Source organism: Helicobacter sp., from assembly GCF_022770205.1.
GTDB lineage: Bacteria > Campylobacterota > Campylobacteria > Campylobacterales > Helicobacteraceae > Helicobacter_D.
This window is the reverse complement of record NZ_JALEIK010000016.1, coordinates 82660-105549: the sequence shown is the minus strand read 5'-3', so window position 1 is coordinate 105549 and position 22890 is coordinate 82660. Positions and strand designations below refer to the sequence as shown.

Here is a 22890-nt window from a genome sequence, read left to right as displayed (position 1 = left end):
GATGGCAAAAATCACTGCAATCATTGACATTGGTTCAAACTCTGCACGGATGGCAATTTTTGAAAAAACAAGCCATTTAGGATTCCATCTACTCCATGAAACCAAAAGCAAAGTCAGAATTTCAGAATCCACTTATGCACACAATGGTTATTTACAGCCTGCTCCAATGGAGCGTGCAATTTCTGCACTAAAGGATTTCCTAAGGATTGCAAAATCCCACAAAGCGCGAAAAATCCTATGTGTCGCAACTTCAGCAGTGCGCGATGCCCCCAATAAATCAGATTTTCTAAAACTTGCACGCAAAATTGGCTTAAATATCAAAGTCATTAGCGGAGAACAAGAAGCTTATTTTGGAGCATTAAGTGCGTTAAATCTCTTACCCTATGCAAGCGGAATCAGCATTGACATAGGTGGCGGAAGCACTGAATGCGCACTCATTGAAAACCATAAAATCATTGATAAAGCCTCATTGGATATTGGCACAATCCGTCTAAAAGAACTCTTTTTTGATAAAAACGATTTAATAGGGGCAAAGGATTTTGTGCAAAATGCACTCTATAAGCTCCCAAGCCATTTCCACCATAAGCGTATTTTTGGAATCGGAGGCACTGCAAGAGCACTGAGTAAAACCATCCAAAAACGCATTCAATACCCTATTAACACACTCCACGCCTTTGAATATGACTTTTTTGCTCACGCAGAATTTTTCCGCACAATCTATTGCACAAAACCAAGCGAACTTCCAAAGCTAGGCATTAAAGAAGATCGCATAGATTCCATACAAGGCGGTGCATTGATTTTTCACTTAAGCCTATTGCATTTTGGGGCAGAAAATGTTGTTACAAGCGGTGTTGGCATCAGGGAGGGCGTGTTTTTAAATGATTTACTGCGCAATGAAAACGGACATTTTCCTCCAAACTTTAACCCTAGCGTGCGTAATCTAAAAGATAGATTCCAAAAAAACACCGCACAATCAAATGCGCAAAAACTCCTAGCTATGCGCCTTTTTAGCACTCAAGAAAATCTAGCCCTTATTCCGCCAACCTACAAAAAGCATCTAAGCATCAGTGCTGAACTTTGCAATATTGGAATCGCTCTTAATTTCTATGAAAAAAGCTACCATAGTGACTATATTTTATTAAATGCTCTAAGCTATGGACTAACGCACCAAGAGCGTCTGCTTATTGCCACCCTTGTGCGTTATGCATCAAAAAAGATTCCAGAATCTTTACCCTATTTAGAATTGCTTCCAAACCTAAAAACTCTACAAATCTTAAGCTTCTTTGTAGGCTTAAGTGAAATCCTAAGCCAAAATGAAAATCCACACGACTTCCATTTTATCCTATTTAGCGGATTAAATGGTTACACACTGCAAATCACGCATCCAAGCATTTCCTATCTTGTGCAAGAGAAACTAAAAAAACTTACTTTACCAAGCCTTTTTTCACAGCTTGCACTACAAAGTTTGCATGAGTGCAACCCTTACTAAAAATTGCAATTGTGCGTTTAAGCGCAATGGGAGATATTATCCATAGTGCAAGCATTTTGCCGCCACTAATAGAATCCCTTAAGAAAAACTATGCAGTAAAGATTTATTGGTATGTGGATTCTAATTTTAGTGAAATCTTGCAAGACTCCCCCTATGTGGATACCCTTATTGCTTTACCCCTTAAAAAAGCCCTAAAAGCAAAAGATTTTAAAACGCTCTTTAGCATTTATAAAACTTTAAGGGAGGAATCTTTTGATGTGGCACTGGATATGCAAAGCATTCTTAAATCAGCGATTCTTAATAGGTGCTTGCGTGCGAAACAAACTTTTGGATTCCAAAGTCCGCGCGAACCACTAGCGAAGCTTTTTTATCCTATTCAAATCCCCATTCCCTATATGGCACACATTCTTTTGCGCAACGCCACGCTAGCCTTTAGTGCCTTTGATTTAGAGATTCCAAGCTTAGAATCACTTAAATCTTGTAAATCTTTTTTGGGCTACACACCTATGGAGTTTCCTTTTTTACAAAAGGGTAAAAATATCCTTTGTGTGCTTGAAACTTCAAAACCCAACAAAACCTATCCGCTAGAAAAATTTTTAGAGCTTGCAAAACTACTTAATGCTAAAGGATACACGCCAATATTTTTATCAAAAGACCCTATCGCAATTCCTAACACAGCTAATTTTTACCACGCACATAGCCTAGAGCTTAAACAGGTAAAAAGTCTTATTGCAAAAATCGATTTAGTCATTGGAGGAGATACGGGAATCACGCATTTAGCTTGGGCTTTTAAGCGTCCTTCCATCACACTTTTTGGCGCAACACCACAACAGCGCATTAATCTCCACACAGATTATAATCTCTCTTTAAGCGCAAATCCTAATGCAAAAGATGAAAAAAACGATTTTAGTATCAAAACCCTTGCACCAACTGCGATTTTAGAGCTTACAGAGAAGCTTTTAGAAAGGGAAGTGTAATGCTAAAAACATTTAAGCAAAAACTTCTTTTTTTATTTTTAAATGGCGTAGGTTATTTCTTTTTATATCTTCCACATTTTTTGCGCTTCAATTTTGCAAAAGGAATCGCTTTTGTTCTTTATATTTTGGATTCCAAACGCAAATTTGACTTACTAAATAACCTAGATTTTGCCTACAACAACTCACTCTCTAAAGAAAAAAAACAAGAGATTTTAAAAACAAATTATTTGAATTTAGTTTATAATAGTATCAATTTTTTTATGCTTGCAGTAAGTAGCAAACAAAGATTTTTAGAAACTATCAGTATTGATAAACCAGAGATTATTACTAAACTTTTACAAGACAAAGAAAAGATTATTTTTGTAACCGCACATTTTGGAAATTGGGAATACACAACCCCTGCTTTTACCTGCACTTTTAATCATAAAATCACCGCTGTTGCTAGAATGACATCAAGCGCACTAGTTAATGCCTATCTTAAAAAAGTGCGCCAGCGTTTTGAAATTACAATTTTAGATAAAAAGGGTGCAACAAGCGGTTTAATCCGCACATTAAAGCAAACAGGAGTTATTGGAATCGTAACTGATCAAAACACAACTGATAATGAAGGATTGCTTGTAAAATTCTTTGGCAAAGATGTCCGCCACACGCCAATTGCCTCACTGCTTGCATTAAAATATGATGCAAAGATTGTGCATTTTATTGCAGAATACTCTAAAGATTATCGTAAAATCAACATTAAAGTGCTCCCACCACTAGAGTTTCAAAAAACACAAGATTTACAAAAAGATATACAAATTTTAACACAAATGCAAAGCAATATTTTAGAACAAATTATCAGAGAAAATCCAAAAGAATGGTTATGGTTTCACAAAAAATTTAAAAATAAATATCCACAAATTTACAAATATTAGGAAGCGTTATGGAAAAAATTTCTGCTGTGATTTTAACAAAAAATTCAAGTCGCCTTTTAAGAGAAGTTTTAGAAGCCTTAGAATCACTTGATGAAGTTGTGATTTTGGATAATGGCTCAAGCGATTCCACACTAGAAATTGCAAAAAGTTTTAAAAATACCAGCATTCACCACCACACATTTATTGGTTTTGGAGCGATGAAAAAGCTAGGGGCAAATTTAGCCAAAAATGATTGGATTTTAACTCTTGATAGCGATGAAATTGCTTCTAAAGAACTCATAGACGAGATTGCAAGCCTAAAATTAAATCCCAATTATTGCTACACCTATGATGTGAAAAATTATTTTAACGGAAAGCATATTTATAGTTGTGGTTGGGGTAATGACCGCTGCATAGGACTATATCACAAATGCTATTTTAATTTTAACACAGAACTTGTGCACGAAAGCATCATTCCATTAAGCAATCGCCCTATACAAACCTTTGATTTAAAAGGATACATCACGCATTATCCTTATGAAAACCTAGAAAGCTTCTTAGATAAAATGCAAAAATATTCCACCCTTTTTGCCAAAGAAAAATGCGGCAAAAAGCAATCTAGCATCTTTAAAGCAATTACGCATAGCACTTGGTGCTTTGTTAAAAACTATTTTTTACAAAAAGGAATCCTACAAGGCTATGAAGGTTTTGTGATTGCAAGCTATAACGCACAAACTGCTTTTTGGAAATATTTAAAACTCTATGAAAACAACAAAAAACTATGAAAATCCTAATCATTAAACTTAATAAAATCGGCGATGTTTTGCTCACTAGCCCTCTCTTTACAAATTTAAAAGCACATTTTGGCGAAAACTGCCAAATAGATATGCTAGTAAATGCAGGCACTGAAGGCTTATTGGAAACCACATTATTACAGGCAGTGCATTTATTAAAGCGCCCCAATGGAATCTTTAAGAAATTACAATCTAATATTGCTTTGCTTTTTACTCTAAGGGCGCAAAAATATAATATTGTTCTAGGGCTTGGAAGTAATGAGCGCACCGCTTTTACTGCATTTATTACGGGAGCTAAAGTGCGCGTTGGAATCCCACCGCATAGCTTTTGGGCAAAACATATCTACACGCATAAAATCCCCTATAAAGCACAGCATAACATAGAATCCAATCTTGATGCACTGCGCTTGCTTAAGATTCCAATCCTAGATAAATCTGTTCGCGCGAAAGTTGCTAAAAATTCCACAATCCTAGAAAATCTACCACCAAAATTTGTGCATTGCCATTTTTTTAGCGATTGGCTGTTTAAATGTTTAGATGATAATTTTTGTGTCAAAATTGTAGATTTTATCACCCAAACCTATCAAATCCCGTGCGTTTTAACTGCTGCACCCAATGATTCCCATAGACTAAAAACTCTACAAACTTTAACGCAAAGTCAAATTTTTCCCATTAGCAATTTTCTTTTAGAAGAAATTGCTTTGCTAAACACTAAGGCTAAAGCATTTGTTGGTGTAGATACCTCCATTATGCACCTAAGTGCTGCAAATGGGATTCCAACCTTTGCATTTTTTGGACCAAGCTTTACACAAGTTTGGGGACCATGGGATAATGCTTTGCAAAACTCCACTTACAAAAACCAAAAAGGTGGAATCCAAAATATGGGCAAACACTACATCTACCAAGAACCATTAGCCTGTATGCCTTGTGGCAAAGCAGGCTGTGAAAATAGTCAAAAAAGCGATTGCTTATCAAACAAGCTCAACCAAAAATCCGCCCTAAAAGCATTAAAAAATTTTTTAGACCCCTTACTTGCAAAACAATAACGCTTTACATCAAAATGTATTTAATAAATTTCAATGCATTAAGCAAAAAAATGCGAACTATAAAAAAGCTAGGACGATAAAGATTTCAACTACCATAACCAATAAAGGAAACAAAGAAATCAGAATTTTCTTTATAAAACCTAATCTTTTTATAAAAATAAAAACCCAACTTCCAAGCAATGCTATGATGTAGGTTCCTAGAATAATCACCTCTTGTTGATTATAATCCTCTCCAAAAAGCCAAGACACGAAAATACCAATAACAGCATTAAGGATTTGTGTGATAATAATCACACTGCTTTTAAAAATTCTAATTTCTTTTTACCCCAATAAAGACTAATTTTTTCTAAACTTTTTTACCACCCTTTTTAGCACAGGAGGTATGAAAACCACACAAAAAGCCAATGCAAGAAATACAGGAGCAATCTGTCCGCTCCACAATATACTAAAATCCCCACTACTAATGGATAAAGCTCTTCTTAAATTTACTTCCAAATGCTCACCTAAAACAAATCCTAATATTAAAGGAGCCATAGGAAACTCAAGCTTACGCAAAACAAAACCTATAATGCCGATAAAAAATATCATAAACAAATCCCAAGTTGTGCTATTGATAGAATAAATTCCAATCGCTGAAACAACTGCTATAATAGGTGCAAGAACCCACAAAGGAATGCTTAAAATTTTTACAAAAACTCCAATTAAAGGAATGTTTAAAATCACAAGCAAAATATTTGCTATCAGTAAAGCCGCAATTAACCCCCAAACAAGATCTGCTTGTTCAACAAACATTGTAGGACCGGGATTAATATTATAAAGCGTTAAAGCTCCAATCATAACAGCAGTTGTTCCAGAGCCAGGCAATCCTAATGTAAGCATAGGGATAAAAGAGCCACAAGCTGAAGCATTATTTGCCGCTTCTGGTGCTGCCACGCCCTTTAAATCCCCTTTACCAAATTTTCCTTTCTCTCCTGCTATCTTTTTTTCACTCATATAAGTGATAGCACTAGCTATTGTTGCTCCAGCACCCGGCAAAACTCCTACAAAAAATCCTATAACAGAGGAACGTAACATTGTCCAAAACGCATAAAGAAATTCTTTAAAACTAATTAGTAATTTACCTGTTTTTGTGATGAATTTTTGACTTGTGTGTGTATTTTCAAGTATAAGAAAAATCTCACTAATAGAAAACAAACCTATAACTAAAATAACAAAAGATATTCCATCAAATAAATGCGGATTATCAAAAGTGAAACGATACACTCCTGTGTTACCATCAACCCCTATTGTAGTTAAAAATAAACCAATCAAAGCCGCAAGAAATGAGCGTATAGGCTTTTTTGCCATCATAGAACCTAAAGTGGCCAAAGCAAAAACAATCAGCGCAAAATATTCAGTCGGACCAAAACTCAAAGCCCATTTTGCAAGCAAAGGCGAAAAAAGGATAATCCCACCAATTGCTATTAAAGAGCCCACAAAAGAGCTAATAGCAGAAATACAAAGAGCCTTCCCTGCCTGTCCTTGTTTAGCGAGGGGATGTCCATCTAATGTTGTCATAATAGCAGCTGCATCGCCGGGTATTCCTAAAAGTATTGAAGAGATTCTACCTCCGTATTCACAACCCATATAAACCGTCGCCAATAAAATAATAGCCGATTCTGCAGACAAATTCATTGCAAATGCTAGTGGTAAAAGTATAGCAACACCATTAATTGGACCCAGTCCAGGAAGCATACCCACCATCGTCCCAATCAAACAGCCTATCAAAGCTATTGTTAAATTAGTAGGCTCTAAGGCGACACTAAAACCCTGCATTAAATACATTAATGTATCCATTAGTTTTCCTTAATATTTATTGAAAAATTAAACCAAAAGGCAGAGTGATTTGCAATAAATTTTCAAAGACATAATAAAATGCAAAACCACAAAATATAGCCAAAATAAAAGATTGTATAATTTTTGCTCCAAATAAAATCGCCATTATAAACACCAAAAAAATTGTAGCTATAATAAAACCAAAATATTCAAAAATTCCAGCAAAAATAAACATAGCAGCTAACAAAATGCAGATTTTTTTCCATAGCGATGTCTGCCCCCAACTCGCCTTTGTATCTTCGGCAAAGAAGTAAAGCAATATCGCACAAACAATAATCAAAAATAAGCTAATAAGCGGAAAAGGACGCGGTCCTAATGGCTCATAGCTATACTCCGTACTAATCCCCAAAGCATTATAAAATAAAAAAATGCTAAGAAAAAATAAGAATGCTGAAAAAACGCGCGTGCTTAACATTGTTATTTTACTAAATTATATTCTTTAGCCAACTGCCTAAATGTCTTAACCTGTTCTTTTACAAAAGCATCAAGCTCAGCACCATTTTTATTAAATTCAAACAAGCCTCTAACATCTCTTTGTTCTTGAAAATCTTTAGTCTCTTGAAGCTTGGTAAAAGTATCTAACCACCACTGATAAGCAGCATCAGGAGTGTTTGGAGCCATATAAAATCCCCGTATGGTAGGCCACACCACATTATAACCTTGCTCCTTTGCAGTCAATACATCAGCAGCCTTTCCTTCCACTTTTAATCGCTCATCAGCAAAAACAGCTAAAACTCTTACTGTTCCTGCTTCTAAATGAGGAATTGTTTCTGACATACCTTGCGAAATCACATCAATATGCCCCCCAAGAAGCGATGTCAATGCTTCTCCTCCCCCCTCAAATGCTACATAACGCGCTTGAGAAATATCCACACCCGCAGCTTTAGCTAATAATGCTGTTTGCATCCAGTCTTGACCCCCCACAGAACCAGCTGCACCAAAACTAATCGCCTTAGGATCTTTTTTAAGTGCTTCTAGTAAATCTTGCAAATTCTTATAAGGAGAATCAGACTTAACAGCAACAATACCATAATCCACTCCAACAGAAGTAAGCCATTTCACATCATTTTCATCATATTTACCGTGCTTTCCAGTTGCAATATTAAGTAAAGTTCCACTAGAAAAAGCAACGATGGCATTAGGATCTTTCGATTTTGAAGTGTTCATTGTTGTGTAAGCAGTAACTCCTAAACCACCCGGCATATAAGTTGTCCGCATAGGCTTAGATAATAATTTAGTATCTTTAAGACTCACTTGAGCAAGCTTACAGGTTAAGTCAAAACCTCCACCTGGTTTAGCCGGTGCTATACACTCTGGACGATTAGGCTCTTTAGCCAAAGCCAACGAAGCTAATAAAACAAGAGATAAAAGTTTCAGTTTCATTACAAAATTCTCCTTAACAATTTATTTTTTGAGCAATAATACATAACAACATTTAAAAAATTTTAAAAATAAAAATAAAAAGTCATTTCATACAAAATTATGTAACAAATTTACTCATAAATCTCAATTTTAAACCATTTAATATAAACCTTAAATCAAGCAATATTGCTACTTGATACAGATTAATCTTATAAAAACTCTGCATCATACTATGATCCATATGAAACACAACAAAATAATCTAAATAACCAACAAGATATTGCATTTGTGAAATATGGTAACAGATAAAACTTAATACAGAGAATATTTCCTTAGCATTAAGATAATTTAGCAAATTATGCTACAATGACTATGCTTTTTCACACGAAGATATATCAGATTTGGCTTATTTTAGTATAAAAGATAGCCTTGTGTGTAAATATGTAAATCAATAAATTTTTTTAAGGAGTTTTTATGAAAAACAATGTTGATTTAAATAGCGACATGGGTGAATGTTTTGGTCCTTGGATAATAGGGGATGGTGTTGATGATGAAATTATGCCTCTTATTAGCAGTTGCAACATTGCAGCAGGATTCCACGCAAGCGATCCAAACATTATGCACCATTCTGTAAAGCACGCCATTAAAAATAATGTAGAAATTGGTGTGCATCCTGGCTTTCGTGATTTAGTTGGTTTTGGAAGAAGACTTATTATTGCAAAACCAGAAGAACTTGTCAATGATTGCATTTACCAATTAGGAGCTTTGCGTGAATTTGTAAATATTGAAGGAGGAAAGATGCATCACTTCAAGCCTCACGGATATCTTTACATACACGCCTCCAAAGATAGAAATTTTTCCTATCAACTCATTAGTGCTTTGCAAAAAATAGATAAAAATCTTCCTATCTATTGTATGCAAGGCACTATAACTTATGAAGTTGCAAAAGAGCTTAAACAGCCCTATGTGCGTGAGTTTTATGGCGATAGAGACTATGGTGATGATGGACAATTAGTTATGGTGCGTAGAGCTAGAGCATATACCCCTGATGAAGTTGCGCAAAAAGTTTTACAAGCCTGCAAGGAAGGAACTGTTCAAACTGTAACAGGCAAAACCATAGAAGTGGATTTCGATTCCGTGTGTATACATAGCGATACAGCCGGAGCATTAGAGCTTATAAGAGCAACAAGAAAACTTTTAGAAGAAAATGGGATTACAATCCAAAAACCCATTATTCATCAATAACTAAGGAGATATTATGGAAAAAGTTTTAAGTCCGATACCGGGAACATTTTACAGAAAGCCAAGCCCAGATAAACCACCCTATGTGGAAGTCGGTAGCGAAGTAACAGAAGATACTGTTGTTTGCCTTGTGGAAGTTATGAAAACTTTTAATGAAGTAAAGGCTGGAGTAAAAGGCAAAATTACTGAGATTAAAGTTGAAAATGAGGCATTTGTTAGCGCAGGCGATGTTTTATTTGTTATAGAATAGGAGTTTAGATATGCCTTATAAACCACAGAATATCAAAAAAGTGCTTGTAGCAAACCGCGGAGAAATTGCAGTAAGAATTATACAAGCAGCCCACGAACTGAATATGCAAGCTGTATCTTTATACACAGATGCAGACAAAGGAAATCTTGCCTCTCAACTTGCTGATGAAGCCGTGTATATTGGTGAGAATTTAGCACACAAAAGCTATTTAGATATGGATAAGGTAATTGCAGCAGCAAAATCTGTAAATGCTGATGCCATTCATCCGGGCTATGGATTCTTAAGTGAAAATGCCACATTTGCACAAAAGGTTATAGATGCGGGTATGATTTTTGTTGGACCAAGTAGCGAAATTATAAAAACTATGGGGGATAAAGCACAAGCCATACTCAAAGCAAAAGAGGCAAATGTGCCTACCATACCGGGAAGCCCAGTACTTAAAGATCTTGATGAAGCAAAAAAATATGCACAGCAATTGGGCTATCCTCTCGCACTTAAAGCAATAGCTGGCGGAGGCGGTAAAGGCATAAGAATTGTGCAAAATGAAGAGGAATTAACACAGCAATATGAAATTGCAATTGCTGAAGCTAAAGCAGCTTTTGGTAATGGAGGGGTTTATTTAGAAGTCTATCTGCCACAAGCAAAGCATATTGAAGTGCAGGTTTTAGGGGATGGAAAAGATGTCATCCATCTTTATGAAAGAGAATGTTCCTTGCAAAGAAGAAGGCAAAAAATTGTTGAGGAAGCTCCAAGCCCTAGTTTAGATTCTAAAACACGCCAAAGGCTTTGTGATAGCGCTCTAAACCTTGCGCGTCTTGTGCATTACAAAGGAGCTGGCACACTTGAATTTTTATACGATGAAGAAAGAGATGGTTTTTATTTCCTTGAAATGAACACAAGAATACAAGTAGAACACGCCATTACAGAAATGGTAACAGGTGTTGATATTGTGCGGGAAATGTTGCGCATTGCCGACGGAGAACCTTTAAGGTTTAAACAAGAAGATATAAAACTTAGAGGTAGTTCCATAGAAATTAGAATCAACGCTGAAGACCCAGCAAACAATTTCTTCCCTCATCCTGGTGTTGTCAGTGAAGTGCATTATCCAACAGGTGCAGGCATTAGAGTGGATTCTATGCTTTTTAATGGCAGAAATATACCGCCATTTTACGATTCTTTAATTGCAAAACTCATTATTTACGACGAAAGCCGCCCTTTAGCTGTTTCTCGTATGAACAGAGCATTAAGACAAATGAGCATTAAAGGAATCAAAACGACTATTCCGCTCTTTGTGGATTTATTTAAAGATGAGAATATTATTCGGGGCAATTACCATATCAATTTCTTGGAAAGTTGGATGCAAAAGACAAATGAGAATTAATATCTAAGGAGTATTTATGTTTAATTATACCTTTGGTGGAGATGAATTTCTCTATGTAGAAGTTGATGAAAAAGGAATGAGTTTAGAAGCATTTTTTCAAGCTATGGCAATTTGCTCTAAGCTGAAAGAAATGCACATAAATGGAATCACAGAAATTTGTGCTGCTAATGCTTCTTATATGATCCGCTTTGATCCTGATGTGATACATTATCAAAAAGTTTTATCCCTTTTAAAAGATCTTGAAAAAGAAATCACCATCAATAATGCTGAGTTACAAACGCGTGTGATTGAATTTCCAGTTTTTTATCAAGATCCTTACACATATGAAACACTAATGAGATTTCGGGATCATCATCAGGTTATGGCTGAAGATTCCACATTTAACAAAAACACAACAGACATAGAATATGCAGCCGCTATTAATGGCTATAAGAATGTTGAAGATTTTATTGAGGCACATTCTCAAAATCCTTGGTTTGTGAGTATGATAGGCTTTGTTGCTGGGCTTCCTTGGTTGTATCAACTTGTTGATAGACAAAAACAAATTGAAGTTCCAAAATATCTTAAAGCAAGAATTGACACACCAAAGCTTACCATAGGACACGGGGGTTGTTTTGGTTGTATCTATGCTGTGCGCGGTGGCGGTGGTTATCAGATGATGGGCATCACTCCAGCTCCTGTATGGGACCCAGAACAAAAGTTAGAATATTTTAAAGATTCTATGGTATTCCTAAATCCAGGCGATATTATTAAATTTACACCTTGCACAAAAGAACAATATGAAAATTTTGTAAAGCAAGTTGAAGATGGTACATTTAAACTTAAAATTAGAAATGCAAATTTCTCTTTAGCAGAATGGAAAAAAGACTACAAAGCATACAATAAACAAATTTTGGAGGTGCTTAATGGCTAGCATAAAAGTTATTCAACCGGGTCTTGCAACTTATGTAGAGGACAAAGGGAGATATGGATATTATCATTTAGGGATTCCACCAGGTGGCGCCTTGGATCAGCTTTCTTTTTGTGCAGGAAATTTGTTGCTTGGCAATGATGAAAATGCCGCTGCACTAGAAGTTTCATTAATGGGTCCCGTCTTACATTTTCCTGAGGGAGGTTTTGTCGCCATTACAGGAGCTGAGATGACACCAATTGTAAACGGAGAGAAGAAACCCACGCATACCGCCATAGAATTACCCAAAAATGCGGAGCTTAAATTTGACTTTTTGCGCAATGGGGCAAGAGCTTATATTTGTGTGAAAGGGGGTATTGATGTTCCCGTGGTTATGGGCTCACGCTCTACCTATCCACTTGGAGGCATTGGTGGATATAAGGGTAGAAAGCTTGAAGCAGGAGATGAACTTCCTATAGGCGCATCTAATAATTCCCAAGTTCAAGTTGGCAAAACCCTTGATGATACATTTAAACTTCACATTAAGGACATTGAAACTTTGCGCGTGATTATGGGCTTACAAGATTATAAGCTCACTGAAGAAACCCTTCATAATCTCTTTGAAGATGTGTTTACTATTTCAAGTTCAGCAGATAGAACAGGATATAGATTCAAAGACGGAAGAAAATTCCAATATAAAAATCTTCCTCAACCCTTTGGAGCAGGTAGTGACCCAAGCAATATTCCCGATGCTTGCTATCCAGTAGGTTCTATGCAAGCACCAGGAGGCAATGAACCTATTGTGCTTTTAAGAGATGCGCCAAGCGGAGGTGGTTTTGCTATGTATTGCACCGTAATTAGTTGCGATTTAGACAGAATGGGACAACTCCCTCCAAATCACAAAGTAAAATTCAAAAAAGTAGATATGGAAGAAGCTTTGAAAGCAAGAGCTGAATACAAACAAAAATTTGCACAGCTAAGAGAGAGTTTGCTAGCTGTATAAATAAACTAAACCAAAAATATTACTTATTGTTACGCCCAAGTTCTCTTGGGCGCCATCTATCAATATCAATCTCTGACTATCTCGCACCCATATATAGCATTAACTCTGTATTTATCTTTGATTAATCATAATTTTACTTTTTATAACTTTCTTTTAAATGAATTTTTAGATAGAATGGTTAAATTTTTTACAAAAGAAGGATTGTTGATGCTTAAAGTTTTTTTATGTTTGCTGAGTTGTATTTCTTTTGGATTTGCCACGCAAATTGTAGGCGCTTGGCCTTCCAATGCAGGAAAGATTAATCCCCATCTTTATTCCCCTAATGAATTATATGCACAGATTATGGTTTATCAATCTTTAGTGCGCTATGAAAAAGGTGAAGCAAAACCACAAGTTGCTGAAAAATGGGAGATTTCTCCAGATGGCAAAATCTACACTTTCACCATTAAAGAGAATTTAAAATTTTCTGATGGTTCTCCTCTTGATGCCTATGCTATTGAAAAAAATTTTGATGCAATTTTAGAAAACAAAGAAGAGCATTCTTGGCTTGGGATTACCAATAAAATTGTAAGCGCAAAAGCAAAGGATTCCAAAACATTTATCTTAGTCTTAAATAGTCCTTACATCGCAACATTAAATGAGTTAAGCCTGCCACGACCTTATCGCTTCATTTCTCCTAATGCGATGATTAATGGAAGCACAAAAGATGGAATCCTAGCTCCAATTGGCAGTGGTGTGTGGAAGCTAGAAAAAAGCATTTTAGGAGTTCAAGATGAGTTTATATTAAACTCTCACTACACAGGCAAAAAACCGGAAATCTCTAAATTTATTATGAAAGTATTGCCCGATGCAAATGCTCGCGTTTTAGCATTAAAGGGTGGTAGTGTAGATATTCTAGTGGGCAAAGATGCTGTTTCAAGAGAGAATTATAAGCATTTCTCACAGAATCCAAAATTCGCAGTTGTGGCTTCAAAACCCCAAGGGACATTTCACATTGCCATCAATGCTTCAAAGGATAGAACCACACAAGACATAAATTTGCGCGAAACAATTATTTACGGAGTAGATAGAGATAAAATTTGGGAGAGAATTCTATTAAAAATTGACAAACAAGCCTTTACTTTATTTGATGCAGATGTTCCTTACTGCAATGTTGATTTATCTCCTAGAAAATACGACAGACAAAAAGCAAAAGAAATTCTCCCTAGCGATGTTAAAGAGCTAGAATTTGTTTATATCGCAAACGATCCTTTACAAAAGGCAGTTGCAGAAGTTGTTCAGAGTGATTTATCAAAAGTTGGAATCCCTATTAAATTAAATGCGACAGAATCAATTTCTTTTTACAATAAACAAACAAATGGAGATTTTGATTTAATCTTTAATGAAACTTGGGGAAGCCCCTTTGATCCGCATTCCTTTATTTCCTCAATGCTGATTCCTACGCACGCTGATTATGCAATACAAAAAGATTTAGAACAAAAGCCAGCAATCAATCAAGCAATCCGCACAATTTTAGATTCCGCAGATACACAAATCATTCAAGAAAATTACAAAATACTTTTAGAGACTTTAGAAAAAGGAGCGGTTTATCTGCCAATTAGCTATGGTTCTGTCCTTGGAATCTATAATAAAGAAAAAATTAAATCCTATTCTCTAGGAGAAATGGAATGGGAATTCCTCTTTGAAGAGATGGAACTCCCTTAATGCTTCCATTTATTTTTCAGAGACTTTTATTTTGCATCCTCCTTTTATGCATCGTTTCTTTTTGTGTTTTTGCAATTTTACGGCTAGGACCTGTTGATCCAGCCTTCGCCTATCTTTTGCAATCACAAATCCCCCCCACACAAGAAGCATTAGAACTAGCACGCATTAAGCTTGGCTTAAATCTCCCATTTTTAGAACAATATTGGATATGGTTTAAAAATCTTTTGCATTTTGATTTTGGAATTTCTTATGTAACAAAACGCTCTGTATTAGAAGATATTCTTTACTACTTACCCACAACTTTAAATCTAGCCTTTCTCTCAATGCTCTTTGTAATAGTATTTGGTGTGTTATTTGGAGTTTTAGCAGCTATCAAAAAGGACACTTTTACCGATAGGGCATTAGGGGGTTTTGCATTTTTTGCAGTTTCTACTCCTAGCTTTTGGTTAGGATTCTTTTTAATTTATGTTTTCTCAGTTTATTTTGGAATCCTATCTCCTTATGCGCAAATTTCTTGGAAAAGCTACATTCTACCAATCATTACTTTAAGTTTAATGTCTCTTGCAATTAATATGCGCCTAGTGCGTGTAAGCTTTTTAGAGCATCAAAATAAAAGGAGTGTTTTATACGCATATGCTAGAGGATTACCAAAAGCTGTTGTCCGAGGGCATATTTTTAAAAATTCTCTTCTGCCCATCATCACTTCTTTTGGTATGCATTTTGGAGAATTACTAGGAGGTGCTGTCGTGGTAGAAATTTTATTTGGACTTCCGGGTTTTGGACGCTATGCAGTGAGTGCAATTTATAATCACGATTATCCTGTAGTTCAAGCCTTTATGTTGATTATGGTTGCAGTCTTTGTTGTCTTAAACTTAATAGTTGATATTATACTTGCTTATTTAAATCCAAAGATTCGCTATAAACAGGTATAAAGGAAGGGTATGCGCTTAAGAATTTCTGCTTTTCTTGCCATTTCTATACTTCTAGTTGCTATTTTTGCTCCATTTATTTTTCCCTATGATCCAAGCTCTGGAGATTTAGATATGAAGCTATTGCCCCCTAGCTTTGAGCATTGGTTAGGCACTGATCATTTAGGAAGAGATATTTTAAGCCGCTTGGGTTATGGTGCTAGGACTTCGTTTTTTAGTCTTTTTGCAATCTTTGCATTAATTCTTGTAACATCCTTTAGTGTAGGAATGTTTGCAGGATACAAAGGGGGTAGCATAGATAGTATTCTGATGAGAATTTGTGATGTGTTTTTGACATTTCCCACATTTGTGCTTTCTTTATTTTTAATTGCATTCTTAGGCGTTGGATTAGAAAATGTTATTTTAGCCATTGCTTTAACGCATTGGGCTTGGTATGCAAGAATGGTAAGAAGCATTGTCTTAGAATTAAGAACACAAAAATACATACAAGCAGCAAAAGTTTTAGGTGTTAGCGAAATTAAGATTTTACTACGCTATATCCTGCCAAATGTTTTTGTGCAAATGGTAATTTTAATTACCCTTGATTTTGGACATATGCTATTGCATATTGCTAGTTTATCATTTCTTGGACTTGGCGTGCAAGCCCCTACTCCAGAATGGGGAGTGATGATTCAAGATTTTTCCCCTTATGTAATGGAGCACCCCTATTTAATGGTGTATCCAGGTCTTTGCATTCTTATTTCTGTTGCGATATTTAACACTCTAGGGGAAGCATTAAGAGATAAATATTCCTTAGATTCCTTAAAGGTTAAAAATGATTAAAGTGCAAAATTTATCTCTTGCTAGTGAAGATAGGGTGATTTTAAATAACATTACATTAGAGATTAAAAAGGGAGAAAGGGTTGCTTTAATTGGCGAGAGTGGAAGCGGAAAAAGCCTTTTAATGCGAAGCATTTTAAATCTATTACCACAGAATCTAAAAATCACACAAGGAACAATCAAAGTCAATGAAGAAAAGATAGGAGTTATCCTACAAAACCCTGCAAGTTGTTTTGATGAAATCTATACAATAAAAGAGCATTTTTTAGAAACTTTTAGAGCAAGAAACATTAAAGAAGAAAAATTTTATTTAGAAGAAGTGGAATTGACACAAGATATTCTTAGTATGTATCCCTTTGAATTAAGCGGAGGAATGCTCCAAAGAATAATGATTGCCCTTGCTCTTAGCATTCAACCGCAGATGATTTTTGCTGATGAGATGACAAGCGATTTGGATAGCATTGGCGTGTGGAAAGTTATCAATTTGCTTTTAAATCTACAAAAGCAATTAGGGTTTGGATTATTTTTTATCACACACGACTTATTAATGGCTGCAAAAATTGCGGATAGAGTCATTGTTTTAGATAGTGGAAAGATTATTGAAACAGGTTCCCTCAAAGAAGTTTTAAAACAGCCAAAAATGGCAAAAACAAAAGAAATCTTAGAAGAAAATCAAAAACTCTACAAAACATTATGGGGAGATTTTAGTGCAGGAATTAATTAAAGTGCAAAATGTATCACAATGTTACCAGAAAGGAAATTTTTTCTCTAAGAAAAAGCACACTGCTTTAGAAAACATTAGCTTCTCTCTTAAAAAGGATAGAAACCTAGGAATTTTAGGAAAAAATGGAGCGGGCAAATCAACTTTAGCGCGTCTTTTATTAGGTTTAGAAAAGCCAAAAACAGGACGCATAGAAATTTTTGGCACAGAGCATTACAATCCCTTAATAAAAAAAAATATTCAAGCAATTTTTCAAGATCCTCAAAGCTCTTTAAATCCTAGATTTAGCGCAAAAGAATGTCTGCTTGAAGGCATTAGAAATTTTGAAACACTTAAGGATTCCAATCAAGCAAGCAAAAACTTAGCGCAAATGGTGCGACTGCGCTTAGAGTATTTAGACAAAAGAAGTGCATTTTTTAGCGGGGGAGAACAACAAAGAATCGCAATTGCAAGAAGCATTGCTTTAAAACCAAAAGTTTTAATCTTAGATGAAGCATTATCTAATTTAGACACACATCTACAAATGCAAATTATCACAGAATTAAGAGAATTGCAAAAAAAGCTTGGAATGACTTTCATTGTAATTTCACACGATATACGGATTATTTTGCAATTTTGCCAAGAAATTATTGTGTTACACCAAGGAAAAATAGTCTTTAAAACAGATATAGAAGAAGGCTTACAAAATGCTATTTTGCGTGATAAAAATGGGTTTTTTAAAGAAATCTGTAACGCAAATTTATTCCATCAATTCTAAATTCTTAGTGCATAAAATTTGCCATCACACTCCCTTTAATTTAACTAGCACTGCTTCAAGCTTGTTTAATGCTCTTGCATTTTCTAAAAATAATCTAAACCGCTTTGGAATCCTAAGCTTGCGATATTTTTCTTTAAATTCTTTTGGAATCGCAACTGCACGCACATTAAAAGGTGCAATAAAAATTCTATCCCAAAACTTTTCTATGCTAATTCTACCCTGTAACACCACAGAAAATTCTCCCCCTAAGCGGGCTTTTAAATCCAATCTCTGTGTGCGTGATAACAAGATTCCACACATTTTACACGCCCTATCAATTTGTTCCACACTTCCATTTCTAAAGACATAAAAAGGCTCTAAAGAGGGAATCCTAAATGGCTTTACATCTACAATTTCATTCTCTAATTGCTCCAAGCTAAAAGCGATTCCATCTTTAAAGCTCTCTAATAATGGATTGCTAAACCTACTCCTAAAAGCATTGCGCAAAAACTTGGAATCTAAATTGCTAAAATCTTCAAAATAAAAAATTCTCTGCTTTCTTAAATACTCTAAAATTTCCTGCCTTGAAATTTTAAGCAGCGGTCTAACCACCCTATAATCCACAATCCCCTGCCTTTCATAGCAGCCCTGCATTGTAAGCAAACTTGAACCCTTGCAAAACTGCATTAAAAACCATTCAAAAGCGTCATTTAACTGATGCGCTAAAATCAAATTGCAATAATCCTGCTCTTTGATAATTTCTTCAAAAAAAGCATAGCGCACCTTGCGTGCTGTGTGTTCAAAATCCTTTAAAATCGGCTCTGCAACCTTCACAAAGCACTGCCTCTTGTCCCAAAAACAAAGCGTTTTAGCCCTCTCTACTTCAAGCCTAGATTGCTTCCTTATCCCATAATCCACAATCGCCACATCAAAAGAAATTCCACGCTCACGCAACAAAAAATACAATGCGCTAGAATCCACCCCTGCTGAAAAGGCTAAAAGATTCCGCCCATCCCTTAAAAATTCTAAAAATTCAAGCCTAAGCACGCGCAATCACACGCCCAAGCACATTTTCCCCCACCACTTCTGTAATCTTAACCCTGTAATACCCCGCTTCAAGCGCACCTTCAAGCAAGGAATCATTGATTAAAATCTCCCCATCTATGCTAGGAGCAAAGCGCACATCCCTTGCGCTATAAAAATATTCTGACTCTTCTGACTTTCCTTCAATAATTGCTACAATCTCTCTGCCTTCAAGCGCCTTTAAATCCGCTTGATACTGCTTGGTAAAAATCGCATTCACCACCTTTAAACGCGCATTAATAGTCTTTTGTGGAATCTGCTCCATTTCCGCACTTTTTGTGCCTTCTTCTTTAGAAAAGGCAAAAAGATTCATTCTATCAAAAGGAAATGCTTTAATAAACGCACAAAGCTCATCAAAATCACTCTCACTCTCGCCGGGGTGTCCAAGGATAAAACTTGTGCGTATAAAGCTATTTGGAGTTTTGCGCATAGCTTTTAATAAATCTTTAAAATGATGGCTTCTTCCCATAGTTTTTAACACACTAGGACTTGCGTGCTGTAAGGGCATATCAAAATAATTAACAAAGACTTTAGAATCACAAATGGCTTGAATTAATTCCTTTGAAGTAGTAGAAGGATAGAGATATAAAATCCTAGCACTTCTAAGCTCTAAGCCATTTTCAACGAGCTTATCAATCCCCTTAATCAACGCAACAAGTCCATCTTTAACGCCTAAATCGCGCATATAAGAGCTAGAATCTTGGGAGATGAAGCTAAAATCTCTAAAGCCTTGTTTGACTAAATTTTGCACTTCTTTAAGCGTGGATTCTAGTGTGCGTGAGTGCAATTTGCCTTTAAAACTTGGAATCGCACAAAAACTGCATTTTTGATTACAGCCTTCTGAGAGCTTAATGTATGCGTGGATTTTTGAGCCGCTAATCACGCGCTTAGTTGTTTCATCGGCTAAAAACACGCCATTTTGACTTTGACAAATCTCTTCACCCCTTTTGCGCGATTCAATCATCACATCAATCTTATCATAATCCCCAACGCCTGTGATAATATCAATCTCTGGAATCTCTTGCTTTAACTCCTTTGCATAACGCTCACTTAAACAGCCACTTGCCACTAAAATCGCTCCATCTTTTTTAGCTTCTAGGGCGTTTAATAGCGTTTGGATACTCTCTTGTTTTGCTGCTTCAATAAAACCGCAGGTATTAACGATTACAACATCAGCTTCACTTACATCTTGCGTGTTTTCATAAGTGCTTAAACGCCCAAGCATCACTTCGCTATCCACTAAATTTTTCGTGCAACCTAAAGAAATTAAATGCAATTTTTTACTCATTTTTATCCTAAATTATAATGTTTGCAAGCGTTTTAAAGCCGCCTTTACCATTGCGCCTACTTCATCATTCTCTAATCCCTTCGTCGCCTTTGCTATCGCATCATTTTTATAGCCTAAAGACTCTAGGGCTAAAACCACTTGTTGCAAGTTGGAATCCTTTGACACACTTAAGCTATCCCCTTGCACTAAATCTAGCGACCACCCAGAGAGCTCCACTAAGATTCTCCCAGCTCCCTTTTGTCCAATACCCGGCACGCGTTGCATTGATTTTATATCATTGCTCTCTACTACTTTTGCAAAGGTTTGGGGCGTGTAAGTAGAGAGAATTGCCATTGCAACTTTTGGTCCCACTCCATTGATTTTAATCAAGCGTTCAAACAAATTTTTTTCTAGCAATTCTACAAAACCAAAAAGCATTTGTGCATCTTCGCGGATAATTTGCGTGGTGTGCAAAGTTAACTTTTCTCCTATGTTCTGCTGCATTTGATGAGACGCCTGAAGAGAAACAAAGACTTCATATACAACCCCAGCACACTTTAATCCAATGCGCGTGGGTTCTTTAAAAAAAATCTCTCCTTCTAATGCAATAATCATCATCCTTCCTTATAAGATTAATTCTATTTTATTATTTGTATAAACAACCTTTGAAGGCTCACCGGGCTTTGGAATGCAAAGCAATTCTCTGCTTGGCGCATAAAAGGTATAATGCACCTCATTATATCCTACCCACCCACTCTCAATGCTAATAGTCGCATTCTCTGTTTGCTTATCTAGCTTAACTAATGCATCGCGCGCATTTTTAAAACCTTCGCTTAAGCGGTTAATCTTTTCTCTTTTTTCGCGCAACGCCACAATGCGTTTGTGATAGGTTTCAAACTTCTCTAGCAGATGGCTTGGGGGTTTTGTTTGTGTATCTTTGTATTGGATTAAAATCTTACGCACTTCCTCAGCAGTTTCCTTAAGTTTGATTAATTCTAAACTCTCCAACTTCAATTCTTTTGTTAAACGAATCGCTTCCTTAATGGAATCGTTTTTTTGTGCTAGAAGGGTATTGTATTGCTCTTTATGGCTAGGGCTATAATTTGCTGCTAGAAAAAACTTATTCTCACCCTTTTGCATACACACAATACGAATGCTCTTTGTAGCATACAAAAACGCATTGGAATGCAAAGTTTGAATCACAATTTCTTCTGCATAAATCTTGCCTCCATACATTTCCTCCACTTCTACTTTTTTACCTTCAATAATCCCTGCTTCTAGCATTGCAACTTGAATATTCCTGCCCTTAATGTATCCCTTATGCGTTGCAACCTCAACATCATCTGCATAAATCTTTGCGCTTTGATGTGTTAATCCCCCAACACGCACTTTTTTAGAATGCACAATCGCATCAGGTCCCACATTGCCTTCAATATTAACTTCCCCCGCTTGGATTTTCATTCCCTGCCCTAGGGCTTCTTTCATTCTATTTGTTTCTACAATATCAATAATCGTCCCGCTATCAATTGTTCCTATTAAAGAACCAGTCGTCTTAAAAGAAACCTCTTGTGTCCTTAGAGTGTCTTCAATGCTTAAAAATTCATCTTCATATTTTAAGATTCCACCAATTGCGCTCTTAAAAGAAATCTTACAGGGATATTCCACAGGAATAATGCTGGCTCTATCATATTTTAAACTACAAATCTGCCCTTCTGTTTTAGGAGTTTGCGGCACAACATACTCTCCGCGGATATTTCTGCCGGGCTTTCCCTCTAATGGCTTTTGATACTCGCAAATGACTTCATTTTTTGATATTGTCTGGAATTGCAAACTAATGTCTTTCTTAAACTCCAATGCCGCTTCAACACTCGCAAGCAAATTGATTCCACGCACCAATAAATAACGCACTTCTTCCTTAAGGGGATATACTAATGTTGCTAAAAATTCCCTTAGTGCTTTTTTTTCTCTTTGTTCATCAAAACACAGAATTTTATTCCATACTTTTGCTTTTTTAATTTGCGCATAGAGATTTTCAAACTCTTCTTTATTATAAGTAAAACCACAATGAAAATACAAAAACGCTTCACTAAAGCCTTTATCCGCACTTAAATGGAATCGCTTTTCCTTGCACTCTCTTTTTTTTATCAAAATGCAATAACGCTGAGAAACAATTAGGTTTGGCTCCAACATATTGTCATATCTTTGCAAAAACACATCAACAGCATCCCTATCAATTTGCTCTAATGTATAGCCATAAAGATTTTTTTTATAAGTTGTGATTGCTTGAAGTTCAAAGTCAAAAGAATCTGCATCACACTTATACTGCGAAGCCACTTGCTTGATAGCAAATTTAATGTCTTCACATGCATTAATAGAATAAGGTTTAAATAGATGCAAACCCTTTTTTAACATATCTCTAAAACCTTTTAT

23 protein-coding genes are annotated in these 22890 nt (G+C 35.9%); 15 read left to right on the top strand and 8 right to left on the bottom strand.

Annotated elements, in window-relative coordinates; all coding sequences use genetic code 11:
* Position 1: 1 nt before the first annotated feature.
* Genes MRZ19_RS03135 through MRZ19_RS03115 form a run of 5 tightly spaced genes read left to right on the top strand, consistent with a single transcriptional unit; the run spans position 2 to position 5199 of the window.
* Entirely contained in the window at positions 2-1489 is a 1488-nt protein-coding gene (locus MRZ19_RS03135; protein WP_291030226.1) for a Ppx/GppA phosphatase family protein, read from the top strand.
* Positions 1474-2466, top strand: coding sequence for a lipopolysaccharide heptosyltransferase I (waaC, locus tag MRZ19_RS03130; RefSeq protein WP_291030224.1), 993 nt, complete (start codon positions 1474-1476; stop codon positions 2464-2466). Before MRZ19_RS03135 ends, waaC begins: the two co-directional genes overlap by 16 nt.
* Positions 2466-3380, top strand: coding sequence for a lipid A biosynthesis lauroyl acyltransferase (locus MRZ19_RS03125; RefSeq protein WP_291030222.1), 915 nt, complete (start codon positions 2466-2468; stop codon positions 3378-3380). The genes waaC and MRZ19_RS03125 overlap by 1 nt, the downstream gene beginning before the upstream one ends.
* An 8-nt stretch (positions 3381-3388) precedes the next feature.
* The gene (locus MRZ19_RS03120; RefSeq protein WP_291030221.1) at positions 3389-4144 is read left to right on the top strand and encodes a glycosyltransferase family 2 protein; all 756 of its coding nucleotides are present in this window, start codon (positions 3389-3391) and stop codon (positions 4142-4144) included.
* Positions 4141-5199 carry a glycosyltransferase family 9 protein gene (locus MRZ19_RS03115; RefSeq protein ID WP_291030219.1) on the top strand — a complete coding sequence of 353 codons (1059 nt, stop codon included), beginning with the start codon at positions 4141-4143 and terminating at the stop codon, positions 5197-5199. Before MRZ19_RS03120 ends, MRZ19_RS03115 begins: the two co-directional genes overlap by 4 nt.
* Before the next feature lie 57 nt (positions 5200-5256).
* Here MRZ19_RS03115 and MRZ19_RS03110 read toward each other — a convergent pair whose 3' ends face one another.
* Genes MRZ19_RS03110 through MRZ19_RS03095 form a run of 4 tightly spaced genes read right to left on the bottom strand, consistent with a single transcriptional unit; the run spans position 5257 to position 8457 of the window.
* Entirely contained in the window at positions 5257-5493 is a 237-nt protein-coding gene (locus MRZ19_RS03110) for a hypothetical protein (RefSeq protein WP_291030217.1), read from the bottom strand.
* 42 nt (positions 5494-5535) lie between these two features.
* A complete protein-coding gene (locus MRZ19_RS03105) occupies positions 5536-7035 on the bottom strand; it encodes a tripartite tricarboxylate transporter permease (protein ID WP_291030215.1) in 1500 nt (499 codons plus the stop codon).
* 16 nt (positions 7036-7051) lie between these two features.
* The gene (locus MRZ19_RS03100; protein ID WP_291030213.1) at positions 7052-7489 is read right to left on the bottom strand and encodes a tripartite tricarboxylate transporter TctB family protein; all 438 of its coding nucleotides are present in this window, start codon (positions 7487-7489) and stop codon (positions 7052-7054) included.
* A 2-nt stretch (positions 7490-7491) separates the two neighbouring features.
* Positions 7492-8457, bottom strand: coding sequence for a tripartite tricarboxylate transporter substrate binding protein (locus MRZ19_RS03095; protein ID WP_291030211.1), 966 nt, complete (start codon positions 8455-8457; stop codon positions 7492-7494).
* Positions 8458-8910: 453 nt separating this feature from the next.
* On the opposite strand from MRZ19_RS03095, the gene pxpA reads away from it, so the two are divergent.
* The 10 genes from pxpA to MRZ19_RS03045 all read left to right on the top strand — a co-directional run bounded on the left by pxpA (position 8911) and on the right by MRZ19_RS03045 (position 18131).
* The gene (gene pxpA / locus MRZ19_RS03090; protein ID WP_291030209.1) at positions 8911-9681 is read left to right on the top strand and encodes a 5-oxoprolinase subunit PxpA; all 771 of its coding nucleotides are present in this window, start codon (positions 8911-8913) and stop codon (positions 9679-9681) included.
* Between the two features lie 13 nt (positions 9682-9694).
* A complete protein-coding gene (locus MRZ19_RS03085) occupies positions 9695-9928 on the top strand; it encodes an acetyl-CoA carboxylase (RefSeq protein WP_291030207.1) in 234 nt (77 codons plus the stop codon).
* A 10-nt stretch (positions 9929-9938) separates the two neighbouring features.
* Positions 9939-11309, top strand: coding sequence for an acetyl-CoA carboxylase biotin carboxylase subunit (locus MRZ19_RS03080; RefSeq protein WP_291030205.1), 1371 nt, complete (start codon positions 9939-9941; stop codon positions 11307-11309).
* Positions 11310-11325: 16 nt separating this feature from the next.
* Complete coding sequence (locus tag MRZ19_RS03075) at positions 11326-12222, top strand: carboxyltransferase domain-containing protein (RefSeq protein WP_291030203.1); 897 nt, start codon at positions 11326-11328, stop codon at positions 12220-12222.
* The gene (locus MRZ19_RS03070) at positions 12215-13201 is read left to right on the top strand and encodes a biotin-dependent carboxyltransferase family protein (RefSeq protein ID WP_291030201.1); all 987 of its coding nucleotides are present in this window, start codon (positions 12215-12217) and stop codon (positions 13199-13201) included. Before MRZ19_RS03075 ends, MRZ19_RS03070 begins: the two co-directional genes overlap by 8 nt.
* Before the next feature lie 207 nt (positions 13202-13408).
* Positions 13409-14905 (top strand): nickel ABC transporter substrate-binding protein, encoded by a 1497-nt coding sequence (gene nikA / locus MRZ19_RS03065; protein ID WP_291030199.1) that lies wholly within the window; start codon positions 13409-13411, stop codon positions 14903-14905.
* Positions 14905-15837, top strand: a complete 933-nt coding sequence (locus tag MRZ19_RS03060; protein ID WP_291030197.1) for an ABC transporter permease subunit — start codon at positions 14905-14907, stop codon at positions 15835-15837. Before nikA ends, MRZ19_RS03060 begins: the two co-directional genes overlap by 1 nt.
* 9 nt (positions 15838-15846) lie before the next feature.
* Positions 15847-16656: a nickel ABC transporter permease subunit NikC gene (gene nikC / locus MRZ19_RS03055; protein ID WP_291030195.1), complete on the top strand. Its 810-nt coding sequence runs from the start codon at positions 15847-15849 to the stop codon at positions 16654-16656.
* The gene (locus MRZ19_RS03050; protein WP_291030193.1) at positions 16649-17377 is read left to right on the top strand and encodes an ATP-binding cassette domain-containing protein; all 729 of its coding nucleotides are present in this window, start codon (positions 16649-16651) and stop codon (positions 17375-17377) included. Before nikC ends, MRZ19_RS03050 begins: the two co-directional genes overlap by 8 nt.
* Positions 17361-18131, top strand: coding sequence for a dipeptide/oligopeptide/nickel ABC transporter ATP-binding protein (locus tag MRZ19_RS03045; protein WP_291030191.1), 771 nt, complete (start codon positions 17361-17363; stop codon positions 18129-18131). Before MRZ19_RS03050 ends, MRZ19_RS03045 begins: the two co-directional genes overlap by 17 nt.
* Before the next feature lie 24 nt (positions 18132-18155).
* Here MRZ19_RS03045 and tilS read toward each other — a convergent pair whose 3' ends face one another.
* Genes tilS through MRZ19_RS03025 form a run of 4 tightly spaced genes read right to left on the bottom strand, consistent with a single transcriptional unit; the run spans position 18156 to position 22872 of the window.
* Positions 18156-19157, bottom strand: coding sequence for a tRNA lysidine(34) synthetase TilS (gene tilS / locus MRZ19_RS03040; RefSeq protein WP_291030274.1), 1002 nt, complete (start codon positions 19155-19157; stop codon positions 18156-18158).
* The gene (gene rimO, locus MRZ19_RS03035; RefSeq protein WP_291030189.1) at positions 19150-20481 is read right to left on the bottom strand and encodes a 30S ribosomal protein S12 methylthiotransferase RimO; all 1332 of its coding nucleotides are present in this window, start codon (positions 20479-20481) and stop codon (positions 19150-19152) included. Before rimO ends, tilS begins: the two co-directional genes overlap by 8 nt.
* A gap of 12 nt (positions 20482-20493) precedes the next feature.
* Positions 20494-21078, bottom strand: coding sequence for a Holliday junction branch migration protein RuvA (ruvA, locus tag MRZ19_RS03030; RefSeq protein ID WP_366936143.1), 585 nt, complete (start codon positions 21076-21078; stop codon positions 20494-20496).
* A 6-nt stretch (positions 21079-21084) separates the two neighbouring features.
* Positions 21085-22872, bottom strand: coding sequence for a FapA family protein (locus MRZ19_RS03025; RefSeq protein WP_291030187.1), 1788 nt, complete (start codon positions 22870-22872; stop codon positions 21085-21087).
* Positions 22873-22890 lie beyond the last annotated feature (18 nt).